The organism is Polynucleobacter sp. AP-Reno-20A-A9 (genome assembly GCF_018882085.1).
GTDB lineage: Bacteria > Pseudomonadota > Gammaproteobacteria > Burkholderiales > Burkholderiaceae > Polynucleobacter.
Genome location: NZ_JACVPB010000002.1, coordinates 88,776 through 115,680, shown reverse-complemented (window position 1 = coordinate 115,680; position 26,905 = coordinate 88,776). Strand labels below are relative to the sequence as shown.

32 protein-coding genes and 1 tRNA gene are annotated in these 26,905 nt (G+C 44.5%); 25 read left to right on the top strand and 8 right to left on the bottom strand.

What is annotated here, in order from left to right; translation table 11 throughout:
* Positions 1 to 56 precede the first annotated feature (56 nt).
* Positions 57 to 1,319, bottom strand: a complete 1,263-nt coding sequence (locus ICN39_RS02255; RefSeq protein ID WP_216232507.1) for a putative Na+/H+ antiporter — start codon at positions 1,317 to 1,319, stop codon at positions 57 to 59.
* A gap of 58 nt (positions 1,320 to 1,377) precedes the next feature.
* On the opposite strand from ICN39_RS02255, the gene ICN39_RS02250 reads away from it, so the two are divergent.
* Together ICN39_RS02250 and ICN39_RS02245 are read left to right on the top strand one after the other, a co-directional pair.
* The gene (locus ICN39_RS02250; RefSeq protein ID WP_216232506.1) at positions 1,378 to 1,788 is read left to right on the top strand and encodes a rhodanese-like domain-containing protein; all 411 of its coding nucleotides are present in this window, start codon (positions 1,378 to 1,380) and stop codon (positions 1,786 to 1,788) included.
* Positions 1,789 to 1,835: 47 nt separating this feature from the next.
* Positions 1,836 to 2,225, top strand: coding sequence for an OsmC family protein (locus tag ICN39_RS02245; protein ID WP_216232505.1), 390 nt, complete (start codon positions 1,836 to 1,838; stop codon positions 2,223 to 2,225).
* Between the two features lie 68 nt (positions 2,226 to 2,293).
* On the opposite strand, the gene ICN39_RS02240 is transcribed toward ICN39_RS02245, so the two are convergent.
* Both ICN39_RS02240 and ICN39_RS02235 read right to left on the bottom strand, forming a co-directional pair.
* The gene (locus tag ICN39_RS02240) at positions 2,294 to 2,581 is read right to left on the bottom strand and encodes a glycine zipper domain-containing protein (protein ID WP_173943507.1); all 288 of its coding nucleotides are present in this window, start codon (positions 2,579 to 2,581) and stop codon (positions 2,294 to 2,296) included.
* A 47-nt stretch (positions 2,582 to 2,628) separates the two neighbouring features.
* The gene (locus ICN39_RS02235; RefSeq protein WP_216120266.1) at positions 2,629 to 2,991 is read right to left on the bottom strand and encodes a Rap1a/Tai family immunity protein; all 363 of its coding nucleotides are present in this window, start codon (positions 2,989 to 2,991) and stop codon (positions 2,629 to 2,631) included.
* Positions 2,992 to 3,128: 137 nt separating this feature from the next.
* On the opposite strand from ICN39_RS02235, the gene ICN39_RS02230 reads away from it, so the two are divergent.
* The 3 genes from ICN39_RS02230 to ICN39_RS02220 are packed head-to-tail and all read left to right on the top strand — an operon-like array spanning position 3,129 to position 5,869.
* A complete protein-coding gene (locus ICN39_RS02230; RefSeq protein ID WP_216232504.1) occupies positions 3,129 to 4,331 on the top strand; it encodes an ammonium transporter in 1,203 nt (400 codons plus the stop codon).
* 56 nt (positions 4,332 to 4,387) lie between these two features.
* Positions 4,388 to 4,912, top strand: a complete 525-nt coding sequence (locus ICN39_RS02225; protein WP_216232503.1) for a gamma carbonic anhydrase family protein — start codon at positions 4,388 to 4,390, stop codon at positions 4,910 to 4,912.
* 27 nt (positions 4,913 to 4,939) lie between these two features.
* Positions 4,940 to 5,869, top strand: a complete 930-nt coding sequence (locus ICN39_RS02220) for an AEC family transporter (RefSeq protein WP_216232502.1) — start codon at positions 4,940 to 4,942, stop codon at positions 5,867 to 5,869.
* On the opposite strand, the gene maiA is transcribed toward ICN39_RS02220, so the two are convergent.
* Positions 5,840 to 6,520 (bottom strand): maleylacetoacetate isomerase, encoded by a 681-nt coding sequence (maiA, locus tag ICN39_RS02215; RefSeq protein ID WP_216232501.1) that lies wholly within the window; start codon positions 6,518 to 6,520, stop codon positions 5,840 to 5,842. The two genes, ICN39_RS02220 and maiA, sit on opposite strands and share 30 nt — an antisense overlap.
* A gap of 90 nt (positions 6,521 to 6,610) precedes the next feature.
* On the opposite strand from maiA, the gene ICN39_RS02210 reads away from it, so the two are divergent.
* A complete protein-coding gene (locus ICN39_RS02210) occupies positions 6,611 to 7,240 on the top strand; it encodes a trimeric intracellular cation channel family protein (protein ID WP_216232500.1) in 630 nt (209 codons plus the stop codon).
* 233 nt (positions 7,241 to 7,473) lie between these two features.
* Positions 7,474 to 9,144 (top strand): MFS transporter, encoded by a 1,671-nt coding sequence (locus tag ICN39_RS02205; RefSeq protein WP_216232499.1) that lies wholly within the window; start codon positions 7,474 to 7,476, stop codon positions 9,142 to 9,144.
* A 53-nt stretch (positions 9,145 to 9,197) separates the two neighbouring features.
* Here the strand turns inward: ICN39_RS02205 and ICN39_RS02200 are convergent, their stop codons facing one another.
* Both ICN39_RS02200 and ICN39_RS02195 read right to left on the bottom strand, forming a co-directional pair.
* Positions 9,198 to 9,809, bottom strand: coding sequence for an MOSC domain-containing protein (locus ICN39_RS02200; RefSeq protein ID WP_216232498.1), 612 nt, complete (start codon positions 9,807 to 9,809; stop codon positions 9,198 to 9,200).
* A gap of 29 nt (positions 9,810 to 9,838) precedes the next feature.
* On the bottom strand, positions 9,839 to 10,162 hold the full coding sequence (locus tag ICN39_RS02195; protein ID WP_216232497.1) for a DUF6150 family protein: 324 nt from the start codon (positions 10,160 to 10,162) through the stop codon (positions 9,839 to 9,841).
* Positions 10,163 to 10,219: 57 nt separating this feature from the next.
* On the opposite strand from ICN39_RS02195, the gene ICN39_RS02190 reads away from it, so the two are divergent.
* The 4 genes from ICN39_RS02190 (at position 10,220) to ICN39_RS02175 (ending at position 15,090) form a co-directional block, all read left to right on the top strand.
* Positions 10,220 to 10,651, top strand: coding sequence for a hypothetical protein (locus ICN39_RS02190; RefSeq protein WP_216860931.1), 432 nt, complete (start codon positions 10,220 to 10,222; stop codon positions 10,649 to 10,651).
* A gap of 319 nt (positions 10,652 to 10,970) precedes the next feature.
* A complete protein-coding gene (locus ICN39_RS02185) occupies positions 10,971 to 12,182 on the top strand; it encodes a site-specific integrase (protein WP_216232496.1) in 1,212 nt (403 codons plus the stop codon).
* A 150-nt stretch (positions 12,183 to 12,332) separates the two neighbouring features.
* Entirely contained in the window at positions 12,333 to 14,192 is a 1,860-nt protein-coding gene (locus ICN39_RS02180; RefSeq protein WP_216232495.1) for an autotransporter outer membrane beta-barrel domain-containing protein, read from the top strand.
* Positions 14,193 to 14,523: 331 nt separating this feature from the next.
* Entirely contained in the window at positions 14,524 to 15,090 is a 567-nt protein-coding gene (locus tag ICN39_RS02175) for a site-specific integrase (RefSeq protein WP_216232494.1), read from the top strand.
* A 35-nt stretch (positions 15,091 to 15,125) separates the two neighbouring features.
* On the opposite strand, the gene ICN39_RS02170 is transcribed toward ICN39_RS02175, so the two are convergent.
* Positions 15,126 to 16,061, bottom strand: a complete 936-nt coding sequence (locus ICN39_RS02170) for a hypothetical protein (RefSeq protein ID WP_216232493.1) — start codon at positions 16,059 to 16,061, stop codon at positions 15,126 to 15,128.
* A gap of 135 nt (positions 16,062 to 16,196) precedes the next feature.
* Here ICN39_RS02170 and ICN39_RS02165 point away from each other — a divergent pair, with 135 nt between their 5' ends.
* On the top strand, positions 16,197 to 17,147 hold the full coding sequence (locus tag ICN39_RS02165) for a hypothetical protein (RefSeq protein WP_216232492.1): 951 nt from the start codon (positions 16,197 to 16,199) through the stop codon (positions 17,145 to 17,147).
* Positions 17,148 to 17,197: 50 nt separating this feature from the next.
* A complete protein-coding gene (locus ICN39_RS02160; protein ID WP_216232491.1) occupies positions 17,198 to 17,908 on the top strand; it encodes an AAA family ATPase in 711 nt (236 codons plus the stop codon).
* Between the two features lie 57 nt (positions 17,909 to 17,965).
* Here the strand turns inward: ICN39_RS02160 and ICN39_RS02155 are convergent, their stop codons facing one another.
* The gene (locus ICN39_RS02155; RefSeq protein ID WP_216232490.1) at positions 17,966 to 18,415 is read right to left on the bottom strand and encodes a hypothetical protein; all 450 of its coding nucleotides are present in this window, start codon (positions 18,413 to 18,415) and stop codon (positions 17,966 to 17,968) included.
* Between the two features lie 346 nt (positions 18,416 to 18,761).
* Here ICN39_RS02155 and ICN39_RS02150 point away from each other — a divergent pair, with 346 nt between their 5' ends.
* The 12 genes from ICN39_RS02150 (at position 18,762) to ICN39_RS02095 (ending at position 26,887) form a co-directional block, all read left to right on the top strand.
* On the top strand, positions 18,762 to 19,202 hold the full coding sequence (locus ICN39_RS02150) for a DUF6641 family protein (RefSeq protein ID WP_216232489.1): 441 nt from the start codon (positions 18,762 to 18,764) through the stop codon (positions 19,200 to 19,202).
* A 72-nt stretch (positions 19,203 to 19,274) separates the two neighbouring features.
* Entirely contained in the window at positions 19,275 to 20,300 is a 1,026-nt protein-coding gene (locus ICN39_RS02145; RefSeq protein WP_216232488.1) for a tyrosine-type recombinase/integrase, read from the top strand.
* A gap of 40 nt (positions 20,301 to 20,340) precedes the next feature.
* Positions 20,341 to 20,487, top strand: a complete 147-nt coding sequence (locus tag ICN39_RS02140) for a hypothetical protein (RefSeq protein WP_216232487.1) — start codon at positions 20,341 to 20,343, stop codon at positions 20,485 to 20,487.
* Positions 20,488 to 20,489: 2 nt separating this feature from the next.
* A complete protein-coding gene (locus ICN39_RS02135; RefSeq protein ID WP_216232486.1) occupies positions 20,490 to 20,675 on the top strand; it encodes a hypothetical protein in 186 nt (61 codons plus the stop codon).
* A 121-nt stretch (positions 20,676 to 20,796) separates the two neighbouring features.
* A tRNA-Met gene (locus ICN39_RS02130) sits at positions 20,797 to 20,873 on the top strand.
* Between the two features lie 54 nt (positions 20,874 to 20,927).
* Positions 20,928 to 21,470: a DUF2878 domain-containing protein gene (locus ICN39_RS02125; RefSeq protein ID WP_216232485.1), complete on the top strand. Its 543-nt coding sequence runs from the start codon at positions 20,928 to 20,930 to the stop codon at positions 21,468 to 21,470.
* A 114-nt stretch (positions 21,471 to 21,584) separates the two neighbouring features.
* Positions 21,585 to 22,670 carry a recombinase RecA gene (gene recA, locus ICN39_RS02120; protein WP_370623665.1) on the top strand — a complete coding sequence of 362 codons (1,086 nt, stop codon included), beginning with the start codon at positions 21,585 to 21,587 and terminating at the stop codon, positions 22,668 to 22,670.
* Positions 22,671 to 22,674: 4 nt separating this feature from the next.
* A complete protein-coding gene (recX, locus tag ICN39_RS02115) occupies positions 22,675 to 23,196 on the top strand; it encodes a recombination regulator RecX (protein ID WP_216232483.1) in 522 nt (173 codons plus the stop codon).
* Positions 23,197 to 23,384: 188 nt separating this feature from the next.
* Positions 23,385 to 24,554 (top strand): ADP-forming succinate--CoA ligase subunit beta, encoded by a 1,170-nt coding sequence (sucC, locus tag ICN39_RS02110; RefSeq protein ID WP_216232482.1) that lies wholly within the window; start codon positions 23,385 to 23,387, stop codon positions 24,552 to 24,554.
* A 15-nt stretch (positions 24,555 to 24,569) separates the two neighbouring features.
* Positions 24,570 to 25,463 (top strand): succinate--CoA ligase subunit alpha, encoded by an 894-nt coding sequence (sucD, locus tag ICN39_RS02105; protein ID WP_072582760.1) that lies wholly within the window; start codon positions 24,570 to 24,572, stop codon positions 25,461 to 25,463.
* 90 nt (positions 25,464 to 25,553) lie between these two features.
* A complete protein-coding gene (locus tag ICN39_RS02100; RefSeq protein ID WP_216232481.1) occupies positions 25,554 to 26,255 on the top strand; it encodes a TerC family protein in 702 nt (233 codons plus the stop codon).
* A gap of 128 nt (positions 26,256 to 26,383) precedes the next feature.
* A complete protein-coding gene (locus ICN39_RS02095) occupies positions 26,384 to 26,887 on the top strand; it encodes a pilin (protein ID WP_216232480.1) in 504 nt (167 codons plus the stop codon).
* Positions 26,888 to 26,905: the final 18 nt, after the last annotated feature.

The window sequence follows — 26,905 nt, the reverse complement described above, 5'->3', positions numbered from 1 at the left end:
CAGGTTTATAGCTGGGGGCGAAGCTGAGATTTTACTGCCTAAGGCCTAAGTTGTTCTTATATAAGTCTGTAAGCCAGAATTGCCACGATGGTAGGTGGAATAGCTGCAATCAACAGATATAGTGCTGAAACCGTATGTCCAGGAAAGTGAGCACGCAAGATCGCAATACCTGCTGGGTTAGGGGCATTGGCAATAACGGTAAGACCTCCGCCGGCAACCGCCCCACCCACTAATGCCAGCTTGAACTCCGGTGAGGTGCCAGTTACCAATGATCCTAAATAGGTGAGTGCCGCATTGTCGGTAAAAGCCGTTAGAACAAGACTACCGTAAAAGACTGCGGTAGGACTCATCATTTCGAGAATGGGTTGCAGCCACCATCCTTGTAATGCACCCAATACTACTAAGCCGCCTAGGAAGAAGCCTACTAAAAGTGCTTCTTTCAGAATGAGAGGACTTTGATGTTTTGGATAGGCTGTGGTGAAGCCAATAAAGAAGAGCAGAATCCACGTAAAAATAATAGGATCATGCGCAAAGTAAACCACTCCAAATAGGAAAAGCAGATGCGTCAAAATGACTGCCAAAGGAATTTTTACTTCCTTTTTATCGGTATTAGGTTCAATCAATTGACGATGAAAAAACAGAGTCGCTGCCAGGGCATTGATGAAGATTGCAACGCAGGATTCCAGCCCGAAGTTGCTAAACATAAATGCTGAACTCCATCCCCAGGTAGAAGCCACCATCAGAACGGGCGGAGCAGCAAAGTTGGTGAGTGTTCCCCCAATTGAAATGTTCACAAAGAGCACGCCAAGAGTGCTAAACAGAAGTGCTTTAGAGCATTGATGACGATAGACTAGATCGCGCAATAAAAAAGCAGCCAGAGTCATCGCTGCAGGCTCAGTAATCAGGGAGCCCAGGAGCGGCGTGGCTCCTAAAGTTAAAAAATATAGAGCAGGAGCACTTCTGATGCGGAATAGGTATTGCAGGCCATTGGCTAGCGTATGCAAAATTTGAGTAGAAGCATACAGAATAGGTTTTGTGCCAGCCACAATCATGATGGCGAAAACAAAAAGTGGTTCTGTGAAATTGCGTTTATTGAGAAAGTTCTTAGCAGTCCCTAAGTCGTCATATAAGGAAATGAAAATAACCAATATGGCAGCCCAAAATCCAAAGACAATTTCTACTTCGCCAAGCAGATGCCAAAGACCTGCATGCCGAGGAGATTTTTTAGCAATCGATTCAAAATAGCCTGTGCAAAAGGTATGCAAAACAGCAATTGCAAAAATAATGCTCGCACCAAGTTCTGTAGGGGTAAAGTTCATAGCAGAATGGTAGCAGGTGCTTGATGCGTCTAAGGCATTGGTAATTTAGGAGATTTTGGTGAAATTAAAGATTGGGTATCAAGCGCTTATTCAGGAGGCAATCGCTGAAATTGAGACTCTTCCCGTGGAAAAAGCGTTAGATTTACTGGCGGACACAAATGTGGTGTTTGTGGATATCCGGGATGTTCGTGAGCTGGAGCGAGAGGGCATGATTCCGAATGCGCTGCATGCCCCCAGGGGGATGTTGGAGTTTTGGGTTGACCCTGACAGCCCCTATTACAAGCCAATCTTTGGCGAAGGTAAGAGGTTGGTGTTGTATTGCGCCTCGGCTTGGCGTTCGGCGTTAGCAACACAAACCCTCCAAAGAATGGGCGTACCTAATATATGCCATTTAGAGGGCGGCTTTACTGCTTGGAAGAAAGCGCAATTACCCGTGGCAGAAAAAGCAGGCAAATCCCATTCAGGTTAAATTCAGCATTGATGATTTTTTCGTATTAATAATTTTTTAGGATCTTTATGAGAAAAGTAGTGTCGCAGTTTGGTCAAGGCCCCCTTCAGCAGAAATTAACTGCAGGTGATTTACATTTTTTGTCTGATGCTGAAGTTTCTAAAGGGGGCTCTGGTGCTGGCCCAAGTCCTCACGAGTATCTTGGTGCTGCTTTGGCGGCCTGCACTTCAATGACTTTAAAGATGTACGCTGGGCGCAAAGAAATGAAATTGGACAATGCGATTGTGACTGTGAATATTGAGAGACATGATGATATCGAAACATTCTCGCGTGATATTCAGTTGCAAGGCAATTTGAGTGCTGAAGAGAAAGAGCGCTTACTTGAGATTGCGCAGAAATGTCCAATCCATAAAGCGTTGGCAGGACAGATTCAAATAAAAACCCAGCTGGTAAATTAATACGAGCTGGGTTGGTATTGCTGAACTCGGGCCTCAATAGGCCTGGGTATTTTGCTTAGCTAGGCTTATTAATTAGGTGCCTTAGCTGGCTGATTATTTTTTCCAGCGTTATAGCCAGAGTTGTATTCAGAGGCTTGCTCTTTCTTATATGCATCGTATACATAACCAGATGCTGCGCCAACTGCTGCGCCACCAACTGCGCCCCAGATAGGATTGCCGTGGAAGATTGCGGTGCCAACGGCACCAGCTGCTGCGCCAATGCCTGCGCCTGAAAGTGTGCGCTGCTCTGTGTTGCTCATATTTGAGCAACCAGCGATAGCTAAAGTTGCTGCGGTAATTGCGATAATTTTTTTCATCTCAACTGAACCTTTAAATGGGTATTAGTTTGTCTAAGTTGCTTAGATTATTTTCTGGCGCAAGGGAAGCGTGAAGCTAAGAAGCCCAAGAAAACGCCTGCCGCTGGTTTGTCTGCAACTTGTGGAGTGCTGTTTGCAAACTTCACAAAATCACCAATGACTTCATCGCGTGCTGGAGCAGGTTGCTTAACGCAAATAAATGGCTTTGCACGTTGTGGATGACGAGTTGCTAGATAGGTTTCATAAACAGCAGTAGTAAAGCCAATACAGAAGCTTCGTGACTCTGGGCTTGCGGGAAGTTTGCAAACATTCGCGAGCTCTTGTGTGCTCAATACTTTGATGGTTTCTTGTGCTTGAGCAAGACTGGAAAATGCAGCTAAAGCGGCCAATGCGATGAGGATTTTTTTCATGGGTTCTCCCTTGGGTGTATGTAAAAACGATGATAAACCATAAAAATCTCTATTTATGCACTAAATAAGTGCGCTATGCCCCTTTTTGGGATTTTTCGGTCCCCATAATGATGCAAAAAATAAGAGGGAGAAATGTCATGGAAACTTTGAAATCTGGAAGTGATGCTTTATTTATCTTGCTTGGCGCCATCATGGTTCTTGCCATGCATGCAGGCTTTGCATTCTTGGAGCTGGGAACGGTACGGAAGAAAAACCAAGTCAATGCCTTAGTCAAAATCTTAGTGGACTTTGCCGTCTCAACGATTGCCTATTTTTTTATTGGCTACAGCATTGCTTATGGCGTGAACTTTTTCTCTGGGGCAGAGTTGCTGGCAGAGAAAAATGGCTACGAGTTGGTCAAATTTTTCTTCTTACTAACTTTTGCTGCTGCGATCCCCGCAATTATTTCTGGTGGCATTGCAGAGCGCGCTAAATTTAATCCACAACTAGTGGCTACTTTTATATTGGTGGGTTTTGTTTACCCCTTCTTTGAAGGTATTGCTTGGAATCAGCATTACGGCATTCAAGCTTGGATCAAAGGCTTTACTGGTGAAGAGTTTCATGACTTCGCAGGATCAGTTGTGGTTCATGCGGTAGGTGGTTGGATTGCCTTGCCAGCTGTCATTTTGCTAGGCGCGCGTCGTGGCCGTTATACAAAAGAAGGTCAAATCTCTGCTCATCCACCATCAAGCATTCCTTTCTTAGCCTTGGGTGCTTGGATCTTGGCAGTGGGTTGGTTTGGTTTTAATGTGATGAGCGCACAAACGATCGACAAGATCAGCGGTTTGGTTGCGATGAACTCGTTGATGGCAATGGTTGGTGGAACATTGGCTGCTTGGGTGGTGGGCCGTAACGACCCTGGCTTTACTTACAACGGGCCACTTGCAGGTTTGGTTGCGGTGTGTGCGGGATCGGACTTGATGCATCCTCTCGGTGCTTTATTTGTTGGTTTGATTGCCGGCGCATTGTTTGTATATATGTTTACCTTGGTTCAAAACCGCTGGAAGATTGATGATGTTCTCGGTGTTTGGCCTTTGCATGGTTTGTGTGGTCTTTGGGGTGGATTAGCTGCTGGTATCTTCGGCACAAAAGCTCTAGGTGGAATTGGTGGCGTTACTTTTACTGGCCAGCTGATAGGGAGCACCTTGGGTGTTGGCATTGCATTGCTTGGTGGCTTCGTTGTTTATGGCACCCTGAAAGCGGTCCTAGGCATTCGGATGTCTCAAGAAGAAGAATTTGAAGGTGCGGATTTAAGTGTGCACCGTATTTCTTCTACGCCCGATCGCGAGCCAAACTGGTAATTTACAGGTAGTGCATAGTCGTTCATCTATAGCCTGATTCATACCTATAATGAGTCATGGCTATATTTGAACTAGACGGAAATGCCCCTCATCTGGCTGAGGGTGCTTGGGTTGCTGACAGCGCAGAAGTGATCGGCAAGGTTGAGCTTCATCAAGATGCGAGCATCTGGCCTAAAGTCGTTATCCGCGGCGATAACGATCTTATTCAAATTGGTGAAGGTAGCAATGTGCAAGACGCTTCTGTTTTGCATGCCGATCCAGGTTACCCGCTCATCATTGGTAAGCATGTCACCGTTGGTCATCAAGTGATGCTGCATGGTTGCCACATTGGAGACGGCAGTTTAATTGGCATTGGCGCAGTCATTTTGAATGGTGCGAAGATTGGAAAAAACTGTCTTGTTGGTGCGGGCGCGCTCGTTACCGAAGGAAAAGAATTTCCGGATGGCTCCATGATTTTGGGAGCTCCGGCTAAGGCAGTAAAAGAGCTGACCCCAGAGCAAATTGCTGGCATCCACGATATCGCTGGTCGCTATGTCAAAAATGCGCAGCGTTATGTCAAGACGCTGAAGAAAATTTCTTAATCCCTTAACTATCAGCCGTTAAATATTTTGCTCTACGTATTTAATGTAGTTCTCCCAGTATTTCTACTCATCTTGATTGGGTATGTTGGTGGGCGTAGTGGTAAGTTGGGCATCAATGCTTCAGTTGAGCTCAATCGTTTTGTTGTTTGGTTGGCATTGCCCGCGCAACTCTTTAACTTTGCAGCTAATAGTGGCTGGCAAACACTTTGGCAGCCCGGTTTCATCACTGCTTTTTTTCTGAGTTGTTTAATAGTTTTTGTTTTAGTGCTTCTGATTAGCTTGATGCGCAACCGCGATTTGGCGGCAGCCAGTTTTGATGGTCTCAGTGCGTCTTATTCAAATACGGGGTATATGGGCATCCCCTTGTGTGCGCTTGCCCTTGGTCAAGATGGTTTAGCGCCTGCGATTATTTCCACCTTTATTGTGTTTGTCATGTTTGCTTTGGCGACGGTCTTGATTGAGATTGGCATCTTGTCGCATAAGAGGCCGCATGAGATTGGGTTGAGCGTCATTAAATCGCTTTGCACTAACCCCCTATTGGTAGCTCCAGTTGCGGGACTGTTGTGGGCCTCGAGCGATCTAACTTTGTATGATCCCATTGCGCAAGTGATTGCGTTCTTAGCTGCCGCGTCGACACCTTGCGCGCTTGTTTCCATCGGTTTATTTTTGATGCAAAAAAGTACTTCTGCTCCTGCTCAGGCTTGGGGTATCAGTTTGGCAAAGCTGATTCTGCAGCCCTTGATTGCTTGGGTCATCGCAGCTCCCATACTGGGCCTACCTACATTATGGGTGAGCGCTATCGTGATACTCAGCGCACTACCAACTGGTACGGGGCCCTTTATGTTGGCGCAGTATTACAAAGCGGACGGCAGTGTGATTTCTAGAGTGGTGTTGATTACTACTGTGGGTTCTTTGCTGACGCTCTCTTTATTCCTGTGGTGGAGTAACGGGGTTTAATCCTTCCGCATCCATTTGATTTTCCCAAGAGGCACCGATAAAAGCAGGCAATGTCATGCACTCATGAAAGATTCGCATGAGGGTGGGATAGGGTTTCACATCAACTTTTACGCTGAGTGCGTTAAATAGCTGAGGTACCAAGCAGAGATCAATCAAGCCTGGTTGATCGCCATAGGAAAATCTCCCAACACGAGAATCGAGACTCAGTTGTTTCTCAACACTCTCCAGTCCAACCTTGATCCAGTGCCCGTACCACTCATCTTTCGACTCAGTGCTGATGCCAAGTTTTTTGATCAGGTAACGCAGTACCCGTAAATTATTGATTGGGTGAATCTCGCTCGCAATATCCATTGCGACAGAGCGAACCCATGCTCGATCTATTGCTGGTTTTGGTAAGAGTGCTGGCTCAGCTTGAATCTCTTCGAGGTACTCAATAATGGCTAGGGATTGATGAATGCTTTTTTCGTCATCCTCCAGAAGGGGGACTAAGCGATTGGGATTTTTCTTGCCATATTCCTCGCCCAATTGATCCCCGCCATTTTTACCGAGATGAATGGGGATGATTTCGTAATCTATGCCCTTGAGATTAAGAGCAATACGAACACGAAAAGCAGCGGAGCTGCGCCAAAAGCTATAAAGCTTGTAGGTCATATCAACACCTTATTTACACTCATAACTAACAGTATATTCAGGGCGGTCATTCAAGTCTGCGCTCTGACAAAGTGCATTAGACTCATTGCTATGGAAGATATTAATTTCTGGATTGGCATCATCGCTACTATGGCCTTTGCGGTAACAGGAGTCTTAGCCATTGCGGATCGTGGTGTGGACCTCTTTGGTGTTTTAGTGCTGGGCTTGATTACTGCAATTGGCGGCGGCACTATCCGCGATATTATTTTAGAAGCACCTATTTTTTGGTCTGAGAACCAAATATATGTGTGGCTTGCGCTCGGTGCTAGCATCCTCACCTTCTTTGCAGAACCTTTCTTTACCCAGCCGCAAATTTATCGGTGGATGCTTTATATCGATGGCTTTGGTGCCGCTCTCTTTGCTATTCAGGGGGCTGACAAGGCCTGGGGTATGGGTTATGGCCTACCTGTGGCACCAGTCATCTTGGGTGTTATTACTGCCATTGGCGGCGGCTTATTGCGCGATGTCTTGGCTGGCAGAAAAACACTCATCATGTCGCATGAGCTTTATGCCATTCCGGTGACGTTAGGTTGCTGTGCTTATGTTCTGGTGCTGAACTTCTTGCCTCAGTATGTAGTTGAGGGTTCCGTGATTTGTATGCTCGGCATTTTTGGACTACGCGCAGCTGCTATTTACTGGGATCTGCGTGTGCCCAAAATGTTCATTACTAAAACACGCTAACTTTGCCATTTTTTTATGGTGTGGTTACATATCCCCGCTACATAGAGGTTTTGATCTGGCATTAGACGCTCGGCTAATGCATGTTGCGTAATTACCTCCAGTTTCCCGATTTCTCGGGAAAACCCCGATCTTATTTGATGGGGAATTACCCTAACTAGTGGATTTCTTTGAATTTTTTCAAAGCATAATCGATTCGTTGTTTTTTATTTAATAAAAATAGTTAGGAGCTACTGATGTCAACATCAACTAAAGCAGCCCCAATGACCCCTGAAGAACGCAAAGTTATCTTTGCATCATCTTTAGGTACGGTTTTTGAGTGGTACGACTTTTATCTTTACGGTTCTTTGGCCGCCGTTATCGCCAAGCAGTTTTTCTCAGGCTTAGATGCTGGTTCTGCCTTCATTTTTGCTTTGTTAGCGTTTGCTGCTGGTTTCATCGTACGTCCATTTGGCGCGTTGGTGTTTGGTCGTCTAGGTGATTTGATTGGTCGTAAATACACCTTCTTGGTAACCATCTTATTGATGGGCGGCGCAACTTTCATCGTGGGTATTCTGCCTAACTATGCAACTATCGGTGTTGCTGCTCCAGTGATCTTGATCGCATTGCGTATGCTTCAAGGTTTGGCTTTGGGCGGTGAGTACGGTGGTGCTGCTACTTATGTTGCAGAACATGCTCCTCATGGTCGTCGTGGTGCATACACAGCTTGGATTCAGACAACAGCTACTTTGGGCTTGTTCCTCTCCTTGCTCGTGATTTTGTTTACACGTGAATTCACTGGTCCAGACTTTGAAGTTTGGGGCTGGCGCGTTCCTTTCATCGTTTCTATCGCATTGTTGGCGGTTTCTGTATGGATTCGTTTGTCCATGAATGAATCACCAGCTTTCAAGAAGATGAAAGAAGAAGGCAAATTGTCTAAAGCGCCTTTGTCCGAGTCATTTGGTCAATGGAAGAACCTAAAGATTGTGATCTTGGCATTGTTTGGTCTAGTTGCAGGTCAAGCCGTGGTTTGGTACACAGGTCAGTTCTACGCTTTGTTCTACCTCACACAAGTGCTGAAGGTAGATGCCAAGACTGCGAACTTGTTGATTGCTGCTTCATTGGTAATCGGCACACCATTCTTTGTGATCTTCGGTAGCTTGTCTGACAAGATTGGCCGTAAAGTGATCATCATGGGCGGTTTGTTATTGGCTGTAATTACTTACATCCCTAACACTCCAGTTTCCGTGTTCAATGCTTTGACACACTTTGCTAACCCAGCGTTGGAAAAGGCAATGGCAACTTCACCAGCAACGATTACTGCTGATGTAAGTGAATGTACATTCCAGTTCAATCCAACTGGCACTGCTAAGTTCACAAGTTCTTGCGATATCGCAAAACAAGTGATGGCTTCTAACTCTGCTAGCTACAGCACCATCCCTGGTCCTGCAGGCGGTCTTGCAGTTGTGAAGATTGGCGATACAGAAATCACTGGTTACACACCAAAAGGTATGGACCCAGCAGATGCTAAAGCTAAAGATGCTGAGTTCAAAAAGCAAATTCGTGATGCATTGAATGCTGCTGGCTATCCAGCTAAAGCTGATCCAGCTGGTATCAACTACGTTGCTGTATTGGCTTTGTTGGTGTACTTGGTACTCTTGGTAACCATGGTTTATGGCCCAATCGCTGCAATGTTGGTTGAGATGTTCCCAACACGCATTCGTTACACCTCTATGTCCTTGCCATACCATATTGGTAACGGTTGGTTCGGTGGCTTGTTGCCAACGATCTCCTTCGCCTTGGTAGCGCAAAACGGTAACATTTACTACGGTCTCTGGTACCCAATCATCATCGCTGCGATGACATTGGTAATCGGTACACTGTTTGTACGTGAAACTAAAGACGTAGATATCTACGCACGTGACTAAGCGGTTTTAGTCTGTATCAAATAAGAAACCCGATCAGAAATGGTCGGGTTTTTTTATTCCCACAAATCTTTTTGATTGCGATTGTTCAATAACTTTTGATTTTGCTGGGCAATGGAAATTTCTCTTGGGCCTGGAATCAAAGTAATCTCAGTCCCAGCAGTGAGAGCCCCAGTTTTTAATACACGCAAATACCAACCACTAAAGCCAGACTGCAGCATTGCTTTGCTTGCACCCTTATAACCAACAGCAGCGTTGAATTTAAAACAAGGCTCACGGAGTTTGACGACAGCGAATTCCAAGTCTCCTATTTGTAGTCTATCCCCAACAAACACTTCTGTTTCTAGTAGGCCTTCGACTGTGAAGTTCTCACCAATGGCGCCATGCTTTAAATCAACTGGTTGCTTGGTTTCTCGGGTGAGTAGCTCATTCCAGAAAATGTAGTGCTCTACTGGATAAACATAAATTGCCTTTTCAATGCCCCCGTGTACCGATAAGTCAGCTTGCTCGTCGCCTTTAATGCCAAGGGTAGTAACTTCAACTGGGGCAGGATTGTCTATATCGCTTACCGCCTCCTTGCGAATGGCTGAAGCGACTGATTTGTAGTTGGGGTGGTGATTGCCAAATAAAGGAGCTACCTTGCCGGCGGATATAGAAAGAAGTCTCATAAGATGAATAGGGGCTAAAGAGATATTGATTAGTAACGGCAGCGTGCGTCACTTTTGTACTTAGTGAAATACACAATGAGATCGGCTTCAGACTTATATTGGGTGTAATAAATCACGGCACGCGCATCGCTTTTGTATTTCGTATAAAACCAAACGCCCGGCTCGTTATCGCTGGAGTATTGGGTGTCATACACAATGCAGTTTGCTTCTGATTGGTACTTTGTGACAAATACTTTTGCATTTGCCTCTGAGGGGTAATTGGTGATGAAGATTTGCGCTGCAGAAGCAGTAATGGGAATGTAACTACTCAAGAGCAGAAAACTGAGCAGTCGCAATAGAAACGAATTCATCATTTAGGAATCTTACGCCTTCTACTTTTTGAGTGTGCATCTGGCTGATATGATCACATCATGAATTCCCCTCAAAAGAAATCCGTTTTTGTATTGAGCCAATTGGCCTTGATATTTTTTTGTGCCACGATGAGTTCTGGTATTTACGCCAAGTGGGATGAAGAGCGTGACATGACTACCAATGGCAAAGAGGAGTTGGTCTACTACTTCAAGACTAATGAGCAGGGTCAAAAGCTTGTCTTGGATAAGTATGTAAAGCGCCTGATTTTTATACGTCCCGATAAGTTCTATAAGCGCTCAATCAAGCAAATCAAGATTGATGGGGTGCCGGTAGATGTCAATAGTGACCCTTTTTCGCATTACCCTGAGCAAACCGCGATTGTGTTTGAGAACAAGGATGAGGTCCTTAAAAAGCTCTTTTTAGCCAAGAAAATCGAATTTAATGTCCTTTATGGCCGAGAGGAGGCTGTCAGCACCTTTCAGATCAAATAGGGATTTGAGCACCTCCAGCGACCATAGGATTGGATTCGTTTAGACAGAAGCATTCCGATCATTTACAATAGCGAGTTCGGCGAATTAGCTCAGCTGGTTAGAGCGACGGAATCATAAAAATATTTTTGAGTACTAAAACAGTTTTAAAACATTGTTTTAAGCATACGCAAAAAATCCCGCCCACTACACACCAAAAACATTGGCATCAAAAAATACTTACACGCATTAATCTGCGTTCGCAGAACATCGTGTGAGATTTTGACTACGAAGAAAAAATAATCGTCGTAGAAAATGCAAGACGACAGCACACTAAGCGTGTATGTCTAATCTCAATCAACTCTTTGCAAACCCCGTTCCCGCAACCCCAAAGGCTATAAGGCTTATAGACGGCAAGGTTACTGTCTATAAGCGTCCCCAGTCGGCGCAATGGCAATGCCGCTTTAAGCTGGCAAATAACAAGTGGCATTCGGCAAGCACTGGTACAGACGAGCTAACTGAAGCTAGACGCAATGCCATAGTTCTTTATGAAACTGTGCGTATCAAAATCGATGCAGGGTTGGCACTCACAGAAAAAACATTTGGACAGTTGGCATTAGAAGAGATGGCAAATATGCGTCGCACTTCGAATGGCAAGAGAGGCGAGCGTAACTACAAAGATTATTTTTTTATCTGGCAAAAATATCTCATTCCATTTTTCGGAAAATACAAAGTTGGTGAAATCACGCAAGAGTTAGTTGCAGACTTTGAAGCGTGGAGAACTTCGGTAATGGGCAAAGAGTCCAAAGCAATCACTAAAAAACATCACGCACTGGCATACAACAGAGTGGTGACGTTAGCAAAAGAGCAAGGACAGATTTCGCAGAACAAGATTGTTCCGTTGCTAAACATTGCTGGTGCAAAGAGTGAGCCTCGTCCCGCTTTTTCGCAAGAAGAGTTAGAGCAGTTGTATACCTACTTTCCGATTTGGCAAAAAGACGTTCACCACAGACATTCGGGTGAAGTTAGGGTGCTATGTGCCGCTTACATTCAGTTTTTGGTGAATACAGGCATTAGGCACAGCACCGAATCTATGCCGCTTCGGTGGAAGCACCTGCAGTGGCACTATATCGGCGAGAAGCGGTACTTACGTATATGGGTGAGTGGCAAGACAGGACAGAGGTATTTAATCGCTAAAAACGCTGTTTTAGACGTTTTGGAGGGGTTAATGCACTGGCAGAAGCTCCCTTATGCCAGTTTGGGGGAAATAATCGAAATAAAGCTCGATAAAAAGATATTTACGCTCCCCACAGGTGAAATGCCCCATTTGCTGGAAAACATCTTTCGGCACTTAATGAAAAAGAGTGGGTTGCTTAAAAATGGTGCTGGGCAAAATAGAACGCTGTATAGCTTGAGGCATACGTATGCAACGCAAGCATTGGCTAGTGGGGTAGATATTCACACGCTAGCTAAGCAAATGGGCACTAGCGTCTTAATGATTGAGCGGCATTACAGCAAAATCACCCCAATGATGAATGCGGAGAGGCTTGCTTAAATGAGGGGGCGGGAGTGTCGTGCTTAACACGACAGGCAGGATGTTGTGCGGCCCATAGCATCCAAATTGAGGATAAGTAGAAACCAGTATTTACTATAATATTTATATATTTACAGTACTTGTAATCATAATAATGACTAGGGAATAAATTTGAAGCGCAAACTAACTTTCGCACTTATTTCGGCAGTTTTATTTTCAGGACAAGCCTTCGCACAAAGTTATTCGAACCTTATTATCTTTGGTGACAGTAATTCAGATAGCGGTAGATATAAATACATACCGTCATCCACAGGGGGATCACTTGCAACATATGGAGCGTTCACTACAAATCCAGGGGCTGAGTGGACGGTGGGTTTGGGGCAAAAATTTGGTGTGACTGTTACTCCAACCTCAGCACCGGGCGGTGGCAATAATTATGCGGCTGGAGGTGCTCGCGTTTCGTATACTGCCGCGAACAGTAATGCTTGGTCTGCAACCTCTCAGGTTAGTGCTTATCTAGCAACCACTTCAAGTATTGCCGATCCAAATGCCCTATATGTAATGTCAATTGGTATTAATGACCTTAAGACAACTACAACTGGGGGCGCTGGCAATATAGTTGATCCTCAAAATATATCGGCAATTAATACCCTTGGTCAGCAAACGGCTAATTTAGTTGGTAGCCTTTACTCTGCCGGCGCTAGAAATTTCTTAATACCTAATATGAATGCTTCTAAATCCGCCGCAGTAGCGACGGCCTTGGGGTATACGTATAACGCTGTTCAGTCGGCTTCTCGTGACTTATACAGCCAAACTGTTTGGAATAATGTTGCGGCCCAAGGTATTAATTTTGTGCCTGCAGACTGGAGTACAGTGTTTAATTACATTGCACTTAACCCTGCACAGTTTGGTATTACAAATACCAACGTTAATACTCCCGCTTGTGGCACGACTACTGCGTCAATCAACTGTGGTCCATCCAACTATGTCACCCCCACAGCAGATCAAACATACTTGTATGCCGACGGTCCATTATCGTCAACTGGAGGTGGACATTTAACTACGGCAGGCCAAAAAATTGAAACCGATTACTACTACGGTCTTTTAGTTGCGCCAGGTCAAGTCTCGATGCTTGCTAATCAAGCCTCGATTGGTCAGATCGCAATGAACAATTCTTATTTAGATCAGGCGGGCTATAGTTTTCGCGCTAACGCCCCTCAAACATTGGGTGCTTGGGTATTAGGCGGTGCGCAACAGGTCAATATGACTGGTAGTCAAACCAGCACTAGCAGTACGCCCTACAACGGTGCCGCTGGTATGGATTATCAGTACAACCAAAATATCTTACTAGGCGGTTTTGTTGGCTACGGTCAAGCCCAGGTGAATTACAACACTAGCGGTAATTTTACGCAGTCGGGCACAACCTTGGGAGCGTATTCAGCTTATAAGGATGGCGCTATCTGGGCTAATGGGTTGGTTGCTTACAATTGGTTAAATAGCAATGTCAATCGCGTTACTCCAATTGGCGTTACTTCATTCTCAAACGCCTCAACGGTTAATGGTTCCAATACTTCTGTAGCAGTACAAACGGGCTATAACTTTGACTACAGCGTAATGAATCACGGCCCTGTTATCGGCTATGCGTATGTTAATACCAGCATTAATGGCTTTACTGAATCAGGTAACTTTAATAGTCTGCAATTTGGAAGTCAGAATATTAATGCCCAGGTAGGCTCGATTGGATATCAGGCTCAGGCAAAAGTGGGTGATTGGCTTCCATTTGCAAAGGCTATCTACAACAGCCAACTTGGTAACTTAGATCGTTTAGTAACAACTACATTAACTACGGTGGCGGCGCCAAGCTATACGATGCCGGCAATGGGTTATGGCAGAAATTGGACAAACCTAACGGCTGGTATTGGCTATCAAATTGATCCTAAGACTGTAATCAGGGCTAGCTTTACTGAGCAGGTGGCGCAGCAGAGTGTAAATAGTTATAACGCTATTGTCAGTTTGAGTTCACATTTCTAAGTATATTAAGGTGTCGTGTTAAGCACGACATCACAACCACCTCAAAAACCGTCTCTCCGCAAACTAATTGCGGCGCCAAATGCTCTACATCAGGGAACCTCTAATTTAAGCGTGTAGCGTGCATTTGAGGCGTTTGCTTAAATTCGTAGTCTTAATCCCACAGGTTTAATAAATACATTTAGCTCCACCAAAGATTATTGCTATTTTCTTTGGCGGAGCTAAATGCTAAGTCATTGATTCTTGGAAGGATTATTGATCACACATTTTGGTCGTTCTTTTGAGCAAAAGAATACAAACTGTATACACAGTTTTATTTATCTAAAGGACAAAAATGGCTCAAGCAAAAACACTCACCACAGCAGAATTAGAACAACTCTTACGCTACATTAGCAGCACAACTTATCCAGAACGCAATCGTGCAATGCTTCTTATGGGATATTGGGCAGGACTTCGCGTGAAAGAAATCGCTCAATTAAAAATGGGGGATGTATTAAATGAAGATGGCACGATTAAGAGCGAAATCCGTTTAAGTGCACAGCAAACTAAAGGCAATGACGGCAGAACTGTGTTCTTACCAGCAAAGCTAAAAGAAGAATTGGCTGTTTATCTCAAAACTCGACATATAACGATGTCTGATATTCCCTTATTCCACACATCTAAGCGTTTGGGCTGGACACCTAATACCTTATGTCAGCACTTCTTTTGGCTTTATAAGAAGGCGGGTATAGCGGGTGCTAGTAGCCACAGTGGGCGCAGGCAATTTATAACTACCTTGGCAAACAAGGGCATCTCTGTGCGTATTTTGGCTAGCTTAGCGGGACATAAGAGTATTGCTGTAACGCAGAAATATATTGATGTGAATGACGATATGAAAAGAGCGGCTGTTGAGTTGATATAGCTAGTTTCGTGTGTAGTGTCGTGTGTAAAACGACACTACTTGCTTCCATACCAGCTATAAACAATCTTCTTAGCATCCTTCACCTTTGTTCCGCTTAAGGTGGAAGATAAATCCAAGTCCCACCAAAGTTTTTCTAGCTCTATGTGGGATTCTCTTTGCCTCTTGCTAAATCTCTCTGTAGAAGATACCTTCTTAAAAACGGGAAACTTGCCAACCTCTACATTGCTAATCAGCATATTGGCTCGGCTCAAATAGCGACTAACCGTTGCCCTCATTATGTTTAATCGCTTGTGATGAATAAATGGATCTTCCGCTGGACTCTCATTAGCAGGACTAAGTCGTAATGCTTTACCAATTCGAAATAAATCCCCTTTGGTTGAGTACTTATCTATCGCTTCACTCAATGCAACAGGTCTTGCAATTAGTTCCCTATGCAGACACCAGACTTCGTGCATTTTCTGCAATGTTGGCAGGCGATATAGAACGGGATTTATTGGAAATTCGGATTTGCTTGTTTCTAGCTTATTGGTGGGGCGCTTATCTATATGCTGTTTGAGAAGACGATTAATTTGTCGATTAATTGTTGCCTGACTGAGTGATAACGGAATTTCTACTAATAACTTGCCGTCCCGCTCTTCAGCCAAATTGCTTAAGTTATTTGCTACTTCTATGACTTTGGGTAATTGCACCTGCTCCCTAAAAATACGGGATCCAGTGCGCTCATACCAAGTATCAAAATCCACGCTGTAAATATCCCCAAACTTCCTATATAGCCATCGCATACCTTCATCTGTAGTGCGAGGATTGTTAATGCTTGAAGAGGTTTTGCAAATGAGCCAATAGTCCTTGCTTAGCCGTAAATACTCCCACCACCAGCGCCGAACGCTAGTTCTTGCATAGCTGAGCTCTTCCTCGATGGTGCGAGAACGTAGGCGCCCTATTCCCTTTTGAATACCTCTGATATGCCTCATAAGCCATTACCTATATAGGATTAACAGTATATAGCATATTAACCAATTAAATAGTTAATGCGGATAGTAGGGGTTGTGGGCAGCAAAACAAAAGCGGCTCACACATTACTAACCGTCATTCAAAAGGAAAACAAAATGACTAATACATCACTAGCAGCACCTGTAACTAATCCTTCAATCAACTTGGCAGCTTTAAATGTGCCTGCAACGGTTGTCGTGTCAAACACGACACCTGCAGCCCCGTCTATCGCTAGCGGGGAATTGAAGTCCTTAGAAACCGCTCGTATCAGCTGGGAAACCACTGAACTGGCTGCATCTAATAACCGCCTGTATTCGATCTTGCAACAGGCTTACAGCTTTTATCTTGTAATGAAGCAAGACAGTAGCAAGAATGTGCGTAAGGAAAAGCTCGCAGCAATGGAGGCTTTTATTGAAGAGCGTGGCTATAGGAATAGTTTTGGCTCAACTACGCACGATATGACTCGTGTTGTTAAGTGCGTATTTGGCGTTGATCGTCGTCGTGTGTCTGCATACAGCATCGCTTTGCGTGAAGCATTGCGTCAAGAAGTGGGTGCTACGGACTTAATTGTCTTTTTGGAGCAAAACGGCGGTGTTGAACAAGTTCGTATGGGCGGCACTAAACCCTTGTCACTCACTAAGCGTGCTGATCTAGTAAAAGCAGAAGTTTGCGAAGCGGTGATTAGTACGGTGAAGTTTGACGCTTTAGCGGTTAAAGCGAACGCTGACTGGAATGACAAGCAAGTTGTATTAGTTGCAACTTATTTGCCTACTGGTGAATTTGAAATCAACGCCGTAGTTAAGCACGAAGGCGCTGTGAAAACAGCATTAGCAGCTTATTACACTCTGGCAAAAGCAAAAGAACGTGAAGAGGCAGCTGCGCTGAAAAAAGCGGCGGCTGAAGCTGAGGCGAAGGAAAAAGCCGAAGTAAAGACAGAAGACAAGACGGCTAAGCAGATTGCTAAAACTGCAGAAGAAATTACTGCAAATGAGCAGTTAGCAATAGCAGCCGCTTCGTTTGATGCTGTATTCGTTACAGAAGCTAAAGCAGAACCTGAGTTTGCTTAAACACATTGGGGCTATGGAGACATAGCCCCTTTTTAATTATTGGAGGATTTATGTCTTTTTTTACACCAAGCTGTTTAGATGATTTTTTGTTTAATAATCAAGCAGAGCGCGATTTGCTTGAATTGATATTAAGTAGTAAATTGCCATTCCCGTTTAATGGCAAAAGTGGCATTTTGTTACACGGCACTTATGGCACAGGCAAAAGCACATTGGGATTTTTGTTGCCCCATTTGTTAGAAACCGCTTATGCAGGCAATCACCCTGTTACTAGCAGTATTGGACGGATGCACGCTGCAGAAGAAGCAATACCTGAAATCTTTCGTTGTGGCGGTGGCTTAAGTAGTACAGCAATTGTGAAAACCATTAACACCTGCAATAGTAGAATGCCTGCACATCATTACGGCAAAACAGACTACTTTATCTTTGATGAAGTGGATAAGCTAACAGTGTCAGCGCAGCAATCCCTAAAGTCTGTGATGGACTTAAAGCGTTGCCGGTTCATATTCACTACGAATTACATTGACAGAATTGACGATGGCATTATTAATCGCAGTTTCGTGATTGAGATGAACCAGTCAGCAGACGCTAATGCTTATGTATTGATGGGGCAAAGTATCTTACAAAAGATGTCACTTGCCTCCACTGCGCTACCTGTAGCAACTATTACTGCAATGGCGCATAAAGCAAAAGGGTCTTTGCGAACCTTTGCTAGCGATGTAATGATTGCAGGGGTTGGTATGGGCGGCGTTTTGCCGCAATAGTTTATTGTATTTACTACAGCCACTGTCGTGTCAAAAACGACAGTGGTTTTTTATCATCTACCAGTTGGCTAATTCGCTATTAGTTGCTAGCAGTTCAGCGACATTCTTACCAGCTACCGCTCTGCAGGGCTTTGCTGTTAATTGCCAACTATCTTCTATTTCTGCATCACCATCTAAAACACACAGTATTAGCTTATTGGTTTTCATATCTAAAGTACTAAAGCCATAGACAGGTGTTTTTGTCTTTGTCGCCAAGTCATAACGCACTACCCAGCTCACTAAAGAATCCTTATCGATCTCGCCTTGTACTTGATTGACTATATCTAGCTGGTTTTCTTTAGCCAAAAACTCCCAATGCTCATAAGTATAAAAATCCAAGACATATTTGACTTTGGGATTTTTAATGTCTGCCGCGGCATTAAACAGGGCTTGATGGCGAACACCTTTAGCGTAGGTAGTGCCGTATTTGGCGTTTTGATATAGACGGACTGCGATTTCTTTCTGCATATTGATTTCTCCTTATTGGTTGCAGTGAGTGGCGCAGTTAGTTGCGTAGAAGTTGCAGGGGACAGGAAAGAGGTTGCTTGTTTCTGGTTGCATAGTTACGAAGTTACAAGTCGCAGTTATCCATATATCCCAACTGCAACTAGTAACTCAATTAGCAACTTCGTAACCCATTTCTTAATAGCTACTCATTCGCAACTCACTTCGCCACTCACAGTTATTTAGCTTCGCTAAAGGAAATCAATTAAAAAAGACGGTGATATTTGGTGGTTTTGGATAAATTGAGGTCGACCAATCCATAGATCAGGCAATAAATTAAGTGTGCCCATTCACAAACAAGGAGAAATAAATGAGCACATTAGATTCACTCAAGCTAACAACAGCTAAAAAGCCAACCCATATTCCTGCAATCGTGTTTCGCAGAAACAAACTTTCAAATAAGTTGTGGGAGCAAATCCAGCTAGCTAAAAGTCATATAGACGGCACGCCATTTGTTGTGACTAAGTTCAAAAGCGTTAAAGATAAAGAAACTGGTTTGCGTCGCCAAGTAGAAATTCCCAAGCGTGTTCGCGAGTGGTGGTTTAAGAATGAAGCTGGCAAAGTCTGCGTGTCAGTTAAGTATGGAACTAAAGTCATTGAGCTTGCTAAAGGCAAGCACAGCGTTGAGGTAGATAGTGCCCAAAACTTAGTGAAGGCATTGGAAACCATTAAGTCTGCTGTTGAGCAAGGGGAGTTAGATGCTCAAATTGAAACAGCGAGCGGGGCGCTAAAGGCAGGTTTTCGTAAGTAAGTTGGTAAAGGGGTGTCGTTTTAAACGACACCCTTCGTTGAGCAATCCAACTTTACTTTAATAAGGAAAACTATGCGTAGCATCGTAATAAAACCACACCCAATCGTCTTTGACAAAGTCGAACGTTTAATCAATGTAAACGGAATGAACTTTGAAGAAGAGTTTTTAGCTAAGGTAGTAAGTGAGCATTTAGCAAGGCAGAAGGATGGTAGATTGCCTACCATTACGGATGCATTTTCAATTTATATGAATGAAAGTGCTTCCGCTCACCGTCCCACGTTTGTAAAGCACGCCACCTATCACTTCCGTAGTTTTAAAGAGTTTTTTGGTGATTTAACTTTAGAGGAGTTAAAGCACTGGCACATTACTGAATATCGCGACTATCAGCTTCAGCGTGGATTAAACCCTACAAGCGTTAGGAAACATAACAACACACTCAATGCGATGCTCAATGTGGCATTCAAGCATTTGGATATAGACAGACTTAGTCCGTTTAGGGGTTTGAAGATAAGGGGCGAAGGGGACATCAAGCGTCCAATGCCCATTATTACTACTCAGCTAATCAATCAAGTTAAAGAATGTTTACTAAGAAACTCCACACCACATAAGCTCGTTGCCTTAATACAGTTGAATACCGGATTTAGGCTATCTGAACCAGTATTTGCAAGACTGGAAGACTGTGTGCTCGAGCACGACATACCTCATTTGTGGATTAGACGGAATGCGTTAAGCGATAGAAAGACTAAATCAAGTATTCGTGCTGTGCCATTGTGTGGAGTTTCGTTAGATGCCGCTAAAGAGCTATATAAGATTGCGAGAACGAAAAGAAGCGAATGGTTTGTGCCGCATTATGCGAGAGACAACGGCAACTCCAGTTGTTCTCAAATCATTAAAAAGACGCTAAAGGAGCTTGACTTTAAAAGTCATATGTTTAGGCACGCAATCATTGATAGGATGAAGGCCAGGAACGATATACCCACTCGCCTTGCTGAGAGTATTACTGGGCACAGTAGTGGGGGTTCGGATTTCAACACCTACGGAACTGTCGGCTACACACTTGAGCAAAAACGAGATGTGATTTTGAAGGTACTGGTTTAGGTAATGGGTGTCGTTTAAAACGACACCACTAAATACTTGTATGAAGAGATATAAGGCAACAGTGAATGCGGCAGGTATGTGGGTAGAAACTATCTTGTACGCTCAAAACCAAGCTCAAGCGTATGCCTTATTTAAGGCAATATTCGGTTCAGCAAATGTGCCGCACCAGCCTCAGCAGATTGGGTAGATATGAGATTTAGTGAGATAGCCAATACACATTCCGTCGCTCCAATAAAGCCGCTTAATCCCAGTCAGGCACGCATAGAAGCATTAAAAACGCAGAAGGAACGTGCTGGAACAGCGTTAGATGCTGAAAGAAAGCGTCAAAAAGTATCAAAAGCACAAGAAAACTTAAGAAAAGCAGTTTCTGCGTAGCAGGGAAAGCCGGACAGGATTCAGCACCGTAAAGAAACCTACGGACAGCTTAAATAGACAGAGTTTTCACAGACTCGCACATTTGCACAGCACCACTGCAATCATTTACAATAGCGAGTTCGGCGAATTAGCTCAGCTGGTTAGAGCGACGGAATCATAATCCGCAGGTCCGGGGTTCAAATCCCTGATTCGCCACCAAATCTAAAGGCCATTGCCCCTCGGCAGTGGCCTTTTTCTTAGGTTGCTAGGTATATGGCTAAATTTTGGAACTTTGTTATTTTCCAGCTTGGTTGGTTTGCCTGTGTATTGGGCGCAGCCAATAAAGATGTGCTTTGGGCGGTGATTGCCACTTTGGCCTATATCGCTTTCCATGCCTGGCGTTCGCCTTCTCCTAAAACAGAAATCAGCCTTTTATTTAAAGCCTTTGTCTTTGGTTTGGTGGCCGATACTCTCATCATGCATTTGGGCTACCTGGATTTTCGGGATGATTGGCCGTCACCCTATTTGTCGCCTCTCTGGATGTGGGTCTTGTGGGTTTTGGTGGCGACCACCATTAATGGTTCCTTGACTTGGTTGCGCGGCAGACCTGTTTTAGGGGCTGTTTTAGGGGGCATTGCTGGTCCGATGTCCTATGAGGCTGGTATTCGGATGGGTGCTGGATCCTGGGTTCCTGGTGGCGAAATCACTGGATTTATCCTGGTAGGGGTGGTCTGGGCTATTGCTATACCCCTCTTTTTCTATTGGGACCGAGTCAATCAAGTACAACCTAGTCAAAAATCCGTAAATTCAGTTTAAAAGACGCTTGCAAAGACTACTGTTTTTATATACAGTAACTCCTAAGTTGTTACACAGTAGATAAAACTTCGGGAAAAAGCCCAGTACAAAGCGAAAAGGGAATCAAAAATGGCCTTGGATAACAAAAAGCAATCAGCCTCTTCAGAATTTGAAGGAATGAGCGGAGACAAGCAAAAAGCATTAACGGCAGCACTGGCACAAATTGAGAAACAGTTTGGCAAAGGTTCAATCATGAGATTGGGCGATGCCGAAATTAGTCAAGATATTCAGGTGGTATCTAGCGGTTCACTCGGGTTGGATATTGCTCTTGGAGTGGGTGGTCTTGCGCGTGGTCGCGTTATCGAAATCTACGGCCCAGAATCTTCTGGTAAAACGACTTTGACATTGCATGCGATTGCAGAAATGCAAAAGCTGGGAGGCACTTGCGCATTTATTGACGCAGAGCACGCTTTAGATGTGCAGTACGCATCCCGTCTCGGTGTAGATGTAAATAATCTGTTGATCTCTCAGCCGGACACTGGTGAACAAGCATTAGAAATTGCAGATGCATTAGTGCGTTCCGGCTCTATTGATTTAATCGTTATCGACTCGGTTGCCGCTTTGGTTCCACGAGCTGAGATCGAAGGCGATATGGGCGACTCCTTACCAGGCTTGCAAGCGCGTTTGATGAGTCAAGCTTTGCGTAAGTTGACTGGTGCTATCAAGCGTACCAACACTACCGTGATCTTCATTAACCAGATTCGTATGAAGATTGGTGTGATGTTTGGTTCTCCAGAAACCACTACCGGCGGTAATGCGCTGAAGTTCTACGCCTCTATGCGTTTGGACATCCGTCGTATTGGTAGCATCAAAAAAGGTGACGAGGTTGTTGGTAATGAAACCCGTGTGAAGGTTGTGAAGAATAAAGTTTCCCCTCCATTCCGCGAAGCGATTTTTGACATCATGTACGGCGCTGGTATTTCTAGAGAAGGCGAAATCATTGACATGGGTGTCGAGGCTGATCTCGTTGAAAAGTCAGGCTCTTGGTATAGCTATAACGGTGATCGCATTGGTCAAGGTAAAGACAATGTGCGCGAGTTCTTGAAAGAGAACCCAGCTATTGCCAAAGATATCGAAGCAAGGGTTCGTGAGAAATTAGGCGTTAAATCTGGTTCAGCAGTAGTAACAGATGTGCTGAGCGAGGAAGAGGAAGTCGAATAATTCGATGCAAGAACTGAGCAGTAATCAGAAGGTTAAACAAAGCCCGAGTCTCAAAGCTCGGGCTTTGCGCCTTTTGTCGCAGCGAGAATACAGTCGCAAGGGCTTAGCTGCAAAATTAGCCGAATCAGAGGCGAGATGGAGTAAGTTAGGCGGTGAGCAGGCTGAGCAAACGCCTGAAGCCAGAAATTCACAGATTGAAGCCGTTTTGGATGACTTTGAAGCCAGGGGCTGGCTGTCTGACGAGCGTTTTGCTGAGGCGCTGGTTCGCCGCCGCAGTGAGCGCTACGGGATGAGAAAGATTGCTGATGAACTTGACAGGGCTGGGGTGGGTGCCAAGCAGTCAGCTAAGTTGCTTGGAGCTCTAAAGGAGACTGAGTTTCAGCGCGCCTTCGATCTCTGGACTAGAAAATACGGTGTGCCCGCTCAGGACCAAAAAGAGCGAGCACGGCAGTATCGCTTTTTAGCTTCCAAGGGTTTTGGCTCCGAAGTGGTGGCAAAAGTGATTGGCGGTCAGCGCCCGGATTAGGGCAATTACGGATCCGCAGAGGCAATTTGCGGCATTGCAGCATGCTAGACTTATGGAGTCGGTCAAGCCGTTCGCATTTATTCAAATTTGGCTAATTAAGCTATTTCTAGGGTAAGTATGGGATCAAGGCAACATCGGTTTAACTAATCCTCATCGCTTGCTAAAAAAGATACCGTTTCGGAGTAATTATGAAAATTCACGAGTACCAAGGCAAAGAACTTCTTAGCCAATTTAATGTGCCAGTTCCTAACGGCATTCCTGCATTCAGTGTTGATGAGGCGATGAAAGCCGCTGAAAAACTCGGTGGCCCAGTATGGGTTGTGAAGGCGCAGATTCATGCTGGCGGTCGCGGTAAAGGCGGCGGTGTTAAGTTGGCAAGAAGTATGGATGAAGTGAAAAAATACGCTTCTGAAATTTTGGGCATGCAGCTCAAGACACATCAAACTGGACCAGAAGGTCAAAAAGTAAATCGCCTCCTGATTGAAGATGGCGCTGATATTAAAAAAGAGTACTACTTCAGTATCGTTACAGACCGCGGAACACAGAAGAATGTGATCATGGCTTCAAGCGAAGGCGGAATGGATATTGAGGAAGTTGCTGAATCTCATCCAGAAAAAATTATCAAAGTATTTGTTGATCCAATGATTGGTTTGACAGATGCGGATTGCGACATTGTTGCTAAAGGTATTGGTGTTCCAGAGGCGTCCATCCCAATGGCTCGCGATGTATTCAAGAACTTGTACAAAACTTACTGGGATACCGATGCTTCATTGGTTGAAATCAACCCATTGATACTTGAAGGTAACGGCAAGATTAAGGCTTTGGATGCGAAGTTCAACTTTGATCCAAACGCTTTGTTCCGTCATCCAGAAATCGTTGCGTACCGCGATATCGATGAAGAAGATGCTGCTGAAATCGAAGCCTCTAAATTTGACCTCGCTTACATCTCATTAGACGGCAATATCGGCTGTTTGGTGAACGGTGCAGGCTTGGCGATGGCGACAATGGACACTATTAAGTTGTTCGGTGGCGAGCCAGCGAACTTCTTGGACGTTGGTGGCGGTGCTACAGCAGAAAAAGTAACTGAAGCATTCAAGATCATGTTGAAGAACAAGAGCGTTGAAGCAATCTTGGTAAACATCTTCGGCGGCATTATGCGTTGCGACGTGATCGCCGACGGTGTTGTTACTGCATGTAAAGCAGTTAACCTCACAGTACCTTTGGTTGTGCGTATGAAGGGCACAAACGAGGAGTTAGGCAAGAAAATTCTTGCGGACTCTGGTTTGCCAATTATTAGCGCCGATTCAATGGCTGAAGCTGCTACTAAGGTAGTTGCTGCTGTTGCCAAAAACAAATAATCCAGGAATTTCAATATGTCTATTTTGATCAATAAAAACACCAAAGTCATTACACAAGGTATTACTGGTAAGACCGGTCAGTTCCATACTGAAAAATGTCAGGAATACGCAAACGGCAAAAACTGTTTTGTTGCTGGTGTTAATCCTAAAAAAGCAGGCGAGTCTATTTTTAATATTCCTATTTATGGGACTGTTAAAGAGGCTGCTCAGCAAACTGGCGCAACGACTTCTGTTATCTATGTTCCGCCTCCTGGTGCTGCTGCTGCGATTTGGGAAGCTGTTGAAGCTGACCTCGACTTTGTGATCTGTATTACTGAAGGCATTCCTGTACGCGACATGCTTGAAGTACGCAATAAGATGCATGCTAAAGAAGCTGCTGGTGGCAAGAAGACTTTATTGCTTGGCCCTAACTGTCCAGGCATCATTACTCCAGATGAACTCAAGATCGGCATCATGCCTGGTCATATTCATAAGAAGGGTCGTATTGGCGTTGTTAGCCGTTCCGGTACATTGACTTATGAAGCAGTTGGTCAGTTGACAGCTATTGGCTTAGGTCAGTCGACAGCAGTTGGTATTGGTGGTGACCCAATCAATGGTTTGAAGCACATCGATATCATGAGAATGTTCAATGAAGATCCAGAGACGGATGCTGTGATCATGATTGGTGAAATCGGCGGTCCAGATGAAGCAGAAGCTGCTCGTTGGTGCAAAGACAATATGAAGAAGCCAGTAGTTGGCTTTATTGCCGGCGTAACAGCGCCTCCAGGCAAGCGTATGGGTCACGCAGGTGCCTTGATTTCTGGTGGTGCGGATACTGCGGATGCGAAGCTTGCCGTAATGGAAGAGTGTGGCTTCAAGGTAACGAAGAACCCTTCAGAAATGGCTGCTTTGCTAAAGGCAATGTTGTAATTAGTTATAGGGAAAAGGATGCCGATAAAACGGCATCCTTTTTTATAGTGTCAGTAGTTAAAACATAAAAATAACGTAGGGAGACGACTCATGGATTTTTCAGTATTTTCAGGCCCAGCATTTTGGGCTGCACTTTTATCAATCATTGTTGCCAACATCTTGTTATCAGGCGATAACGCTGTGGTGATTGCATTAGCATCACGCAATCTGCCAGCTCATCAGCAAAAGAAAGCGATCTTTTGGGGTAGCGCAGCAGCGATTATTTTGCGCGTTGTTCTGACAGTGACGGCAGTTCAGTTGCTGACATTGCCTTACTTAAAGATTGTTGGCGCTATTCTGCTCCTCTATATCGGTGTGCAACTCTTGTCTGATAGCGGTGATGAAGAGGAAATGCATGGTCACTCCAATATTTGGGGTGCGATTCGCACAATCCTAGTCGCTGATTTGGTAATGAGTTTGGACAATGTATTGGCTGTTGCCGCAGCTGCGCAAAAGGGTCCAGAAGAAACTCGTTTAGCTCTTTTAATCATTGGTCTTGGCCTTTCTATTCCGTTGATCATCTTTGGTAGCACCATGCTTTTAAAGGTAATGGATCGCTTCCCAGTCATCATTACTTTGGGCGCTGGTTTATTGGGTCTATTGGCTGGTGGTATGTTGGTGGAAGATCCGGCGATCAAGGATTCTATTCAGGGCGCGATGGAAGATGCTCACATGATTTTTGAGGGCATTGGAGTTGCCTTTGTTATCTTGCTAGGCACTTATTTGAAGAAAAAGAATCGCGCTAAAGCATAAGCTTTTATTAGCCTTCTTCTAAATCAGAAAAGCCGGTTATATAAACCGGCTTTTTTTACGCCCCCGTTTCTTGTGAGCTAGGGGCATAGCCTGGATCATGAAGTATTTGACCTCAGGAGCCAGAAGATATGCGTATTCAAAATTTAGAAAATAATCAAGAAACAGGCTTTACCTTGATTGAAGTGATGGTGGTGGTTGCCATCATTGGTATCTTGGTTGCGGTAGCTGTTCCACAGTATCAAGACTACATCGCCCGAAGCAGGGTTGTAGAGGGTATGAATTTATCTTCCAGCGCAAAGCTTGCGGTGACAGAGGCTTTTGCAAGTCGTGGCACCGTTCCCATGGATGATGCAACGAATGGGGCTTTTACTTTTACACCAACACGTAGCGTCAAGTTAATTGAGATCACGCCCTCGGGTGCTATTGCGATTGACTATCAAGTTAGCGTAGCGCCTGAAGGAAAAAATACACTTCATCTCGTCCCGACTAACGAGCCTGATGCGAATTCTCCTAAGCCTATTGATTTGTCAAAGCCAGAGGGGGCAACTTGGGCGGGTGGATGGTCATGCAGATCTACTGAAACGAACTTGATTTCTCAGCTGCTGCCTTCTGAGTGCAGGATAGGTAAGTAACGAATTAAATAAAAGCCG

Excerpts from the sequence above, each read along its gene's own strand:
- recX (WP_216232483.1), top strand. The coding sequence starts at position 22,675 with ATGCAAGAACTGAGCAGTAATCAGAAGGTTAAACAAAGCCCGAGTCTC.
- maiA (WP_216232501.1), bottom strand. The coding sequence starts at position 6,520 with ATGACCTACAAGCTTTATAGCTTTTGGCGCAGCTCCGCTGCTTTTCGT.
- ICN39_RS02205 (WP_216232499.1), top strand. The coding sequence starts at position 7,474 with ATGTCAACATCAACTAAAGCAGCCCCAATGACCCCTGAAGAACGCAAA.
- ICN39_RS02185 (WP_216232496.1), top strand. The coding sequence starts at position 10,971 with ATGTCTAATCTCAATCAACTCTTTGCAAACCCCGTTCCCGCAACCCCA.
- ICN39_RS02125 (WP_216232485.1), top strand. The coding sequence starts at position 20,928 with ATGGCTAAATTTTGGAACTTTGTTATTTTCCAGCTTGGTTGGTTTGCC.
- ICN39_RS02175 (WP_216232494.1), top strand. The coding sequence starts at position 14,524 with ATGGCTCAAGCAAAAACACTCACCACAGCAGAATTAGAACAACTCTTA.
- ICN39_RS02255 (WP_216232507.1), bottom strand. The coding sequence starts at position 1,319 with ATGAACTTTACCCCTACAGAACTTGGTGCGAGCATTATTTTTGCAATT.
- ICN39_RS02160 (WP_216232491.1), top strand. The coding sequence starts at position 17,198 with ATGTCTTTTTTTACACCAAGCTGTTTAGATGATTTTTTGTTTAATAAT.
- ICN39_RS02200 (WP_216232498.1), bottom strand. The coding sequence starts at position 9,809 with ATGAGACTTCTTTCTATATCCGCCGGCAAGGTAGCTCCTTTATTTGGC.
- ICN39_RS02225 (WP_216232503.1), top strand. The coding sequence starts at position 4,388 with ATGGCTATATTTGAACTAGACGGAAATGCCCCTCATCTGGCTGAGGGT.
- ICN39_RS02230 (WP_216232504.1), top strand. The coding sequence starts at position 3,129 with ATGGAAACTTTGAAATCTGGAAGTGATGCTTTATTTATCTTGCTTGGC.
- ICN39_RS02135 (WP_216232486.1), top strand. The coding sequence starts at position 20,490 with ATGAGATTTAGTGAGATAGCCAATACACATTCCGTCGCTCCAATAAAG.
- ICN39_RS02140 (WP_216232487.1), top strand. The coding sequence starts at position 20,341 with ATGAAGAGATATAAGGCAACAGTGAATGCGGCAGGTATGTGGGTAGAA.
- ICN39_RS02150 (WP_216232489.1), top strand. The coding sequence starts at position 18,762 with ATGAGCACATTAGATTCACTCAAGCTAACAACAGCTAAAAAGCCAACC.
- ICN39_RS02165 (WP_216232492.1), top strand. The coding sequence starts at position 16,197 with ATGACTAATACATCACTAGCAGCACCTGTAACTAATCCTTCAATCAAC.
- ICN39_RS02240 (WP_173943507.1), bottom strand. The coding sequence starts at position 2,581 with ATGAAAAAAATTATCGCAATTACCGCAGCAACTTTAGCTATCGCTGGT.
- sucD (WP_072582760.1), top strand. The coding sequence starts at position 24,570 with ATGTCTATTTTGATCAATAAAAACACCAAAGTCATTACACAAGGTATT.
- ICN39_RS02195 (WP_216232497.1), bottom strand. The coding sequence starts at position 10,162 with ATGATGAATTCGTTTCTATTGCGACTGCTCAGTTTTCTGCTCTTGAGT.
- ICN39_RS02170 (WP_216232493.1), bottom strand. The coding sequence starts at position 16,061 with ATGAGGCATATCAGAGGTATTCAAAAGGGAATAGGGCGCCTACGTTCT.
- sucC (WP_216232482.1), top strand. The coding sequence starts at position 23,385 with ATGAAAATTCACGAGTACCAAGGCAAAGAACTTCTTAGCCAATTTAAT.
- ICN39_RS02100 (WP_216232481.1), top strand. The coding sequence starts at position 25,554 with ATGGATTTTTCAGTATTTTCAGGCCCAGCATTTTGGGCTGCACTTTTA.
- ICN39_RS02155 (WP_216232490.1), bottom strand. The coding sequence starts at position 18,415 with ATGCAGAAAGAAATCGCAGTCCGTCTATATCAAAACGCCAAATACGGC.
- ICN39_RS02095 (WP_216232480.1), top strand. The coding sequence starts at position 26,384 with ATGCGTATTCAAAATTTAGAAAATAATCAAGAAACAGGCTTTACCTTG.
- ICN39_RS02190 (WP_216860931.1), top strand. The coding sequence starts at position 10,220 with ATGAATTCCCCTCAAAAGAAATCCGTTTTTGTATTGAGCCAATTGGCC.
- ICN39_RS02210 (WP_216232500.1), top strand. The coding sequence starts at position 6,611 with ATGGAAGATATTAATTTCTGGATTGGCATCATCGCTACTATGGCCTTT.
- ICN39_RS02145 (WP_216232488.1), top strand. The coding sequence starts at position 19,275 with ATGCGTAGCATCGTAATAAAACCACACCCAATCGTCTTTGACAAAGTC.
- ICN39_RS02245 (WP_216232505.1), top strand. The coding sequence starts at position 1,836 with ATGAGAAAAGTAGTGTCGCAGTTTGGTCAAGGCCCCCTTCAGCAGAAA.
- ICN39_RS02235 (WP_216120266.1), bottom strand. The coding sequence starts at position 2,991 with ATGAAAAAAATCCTCATCGCATTGGCCGCTTTAGCTGCATTTTCCAGT.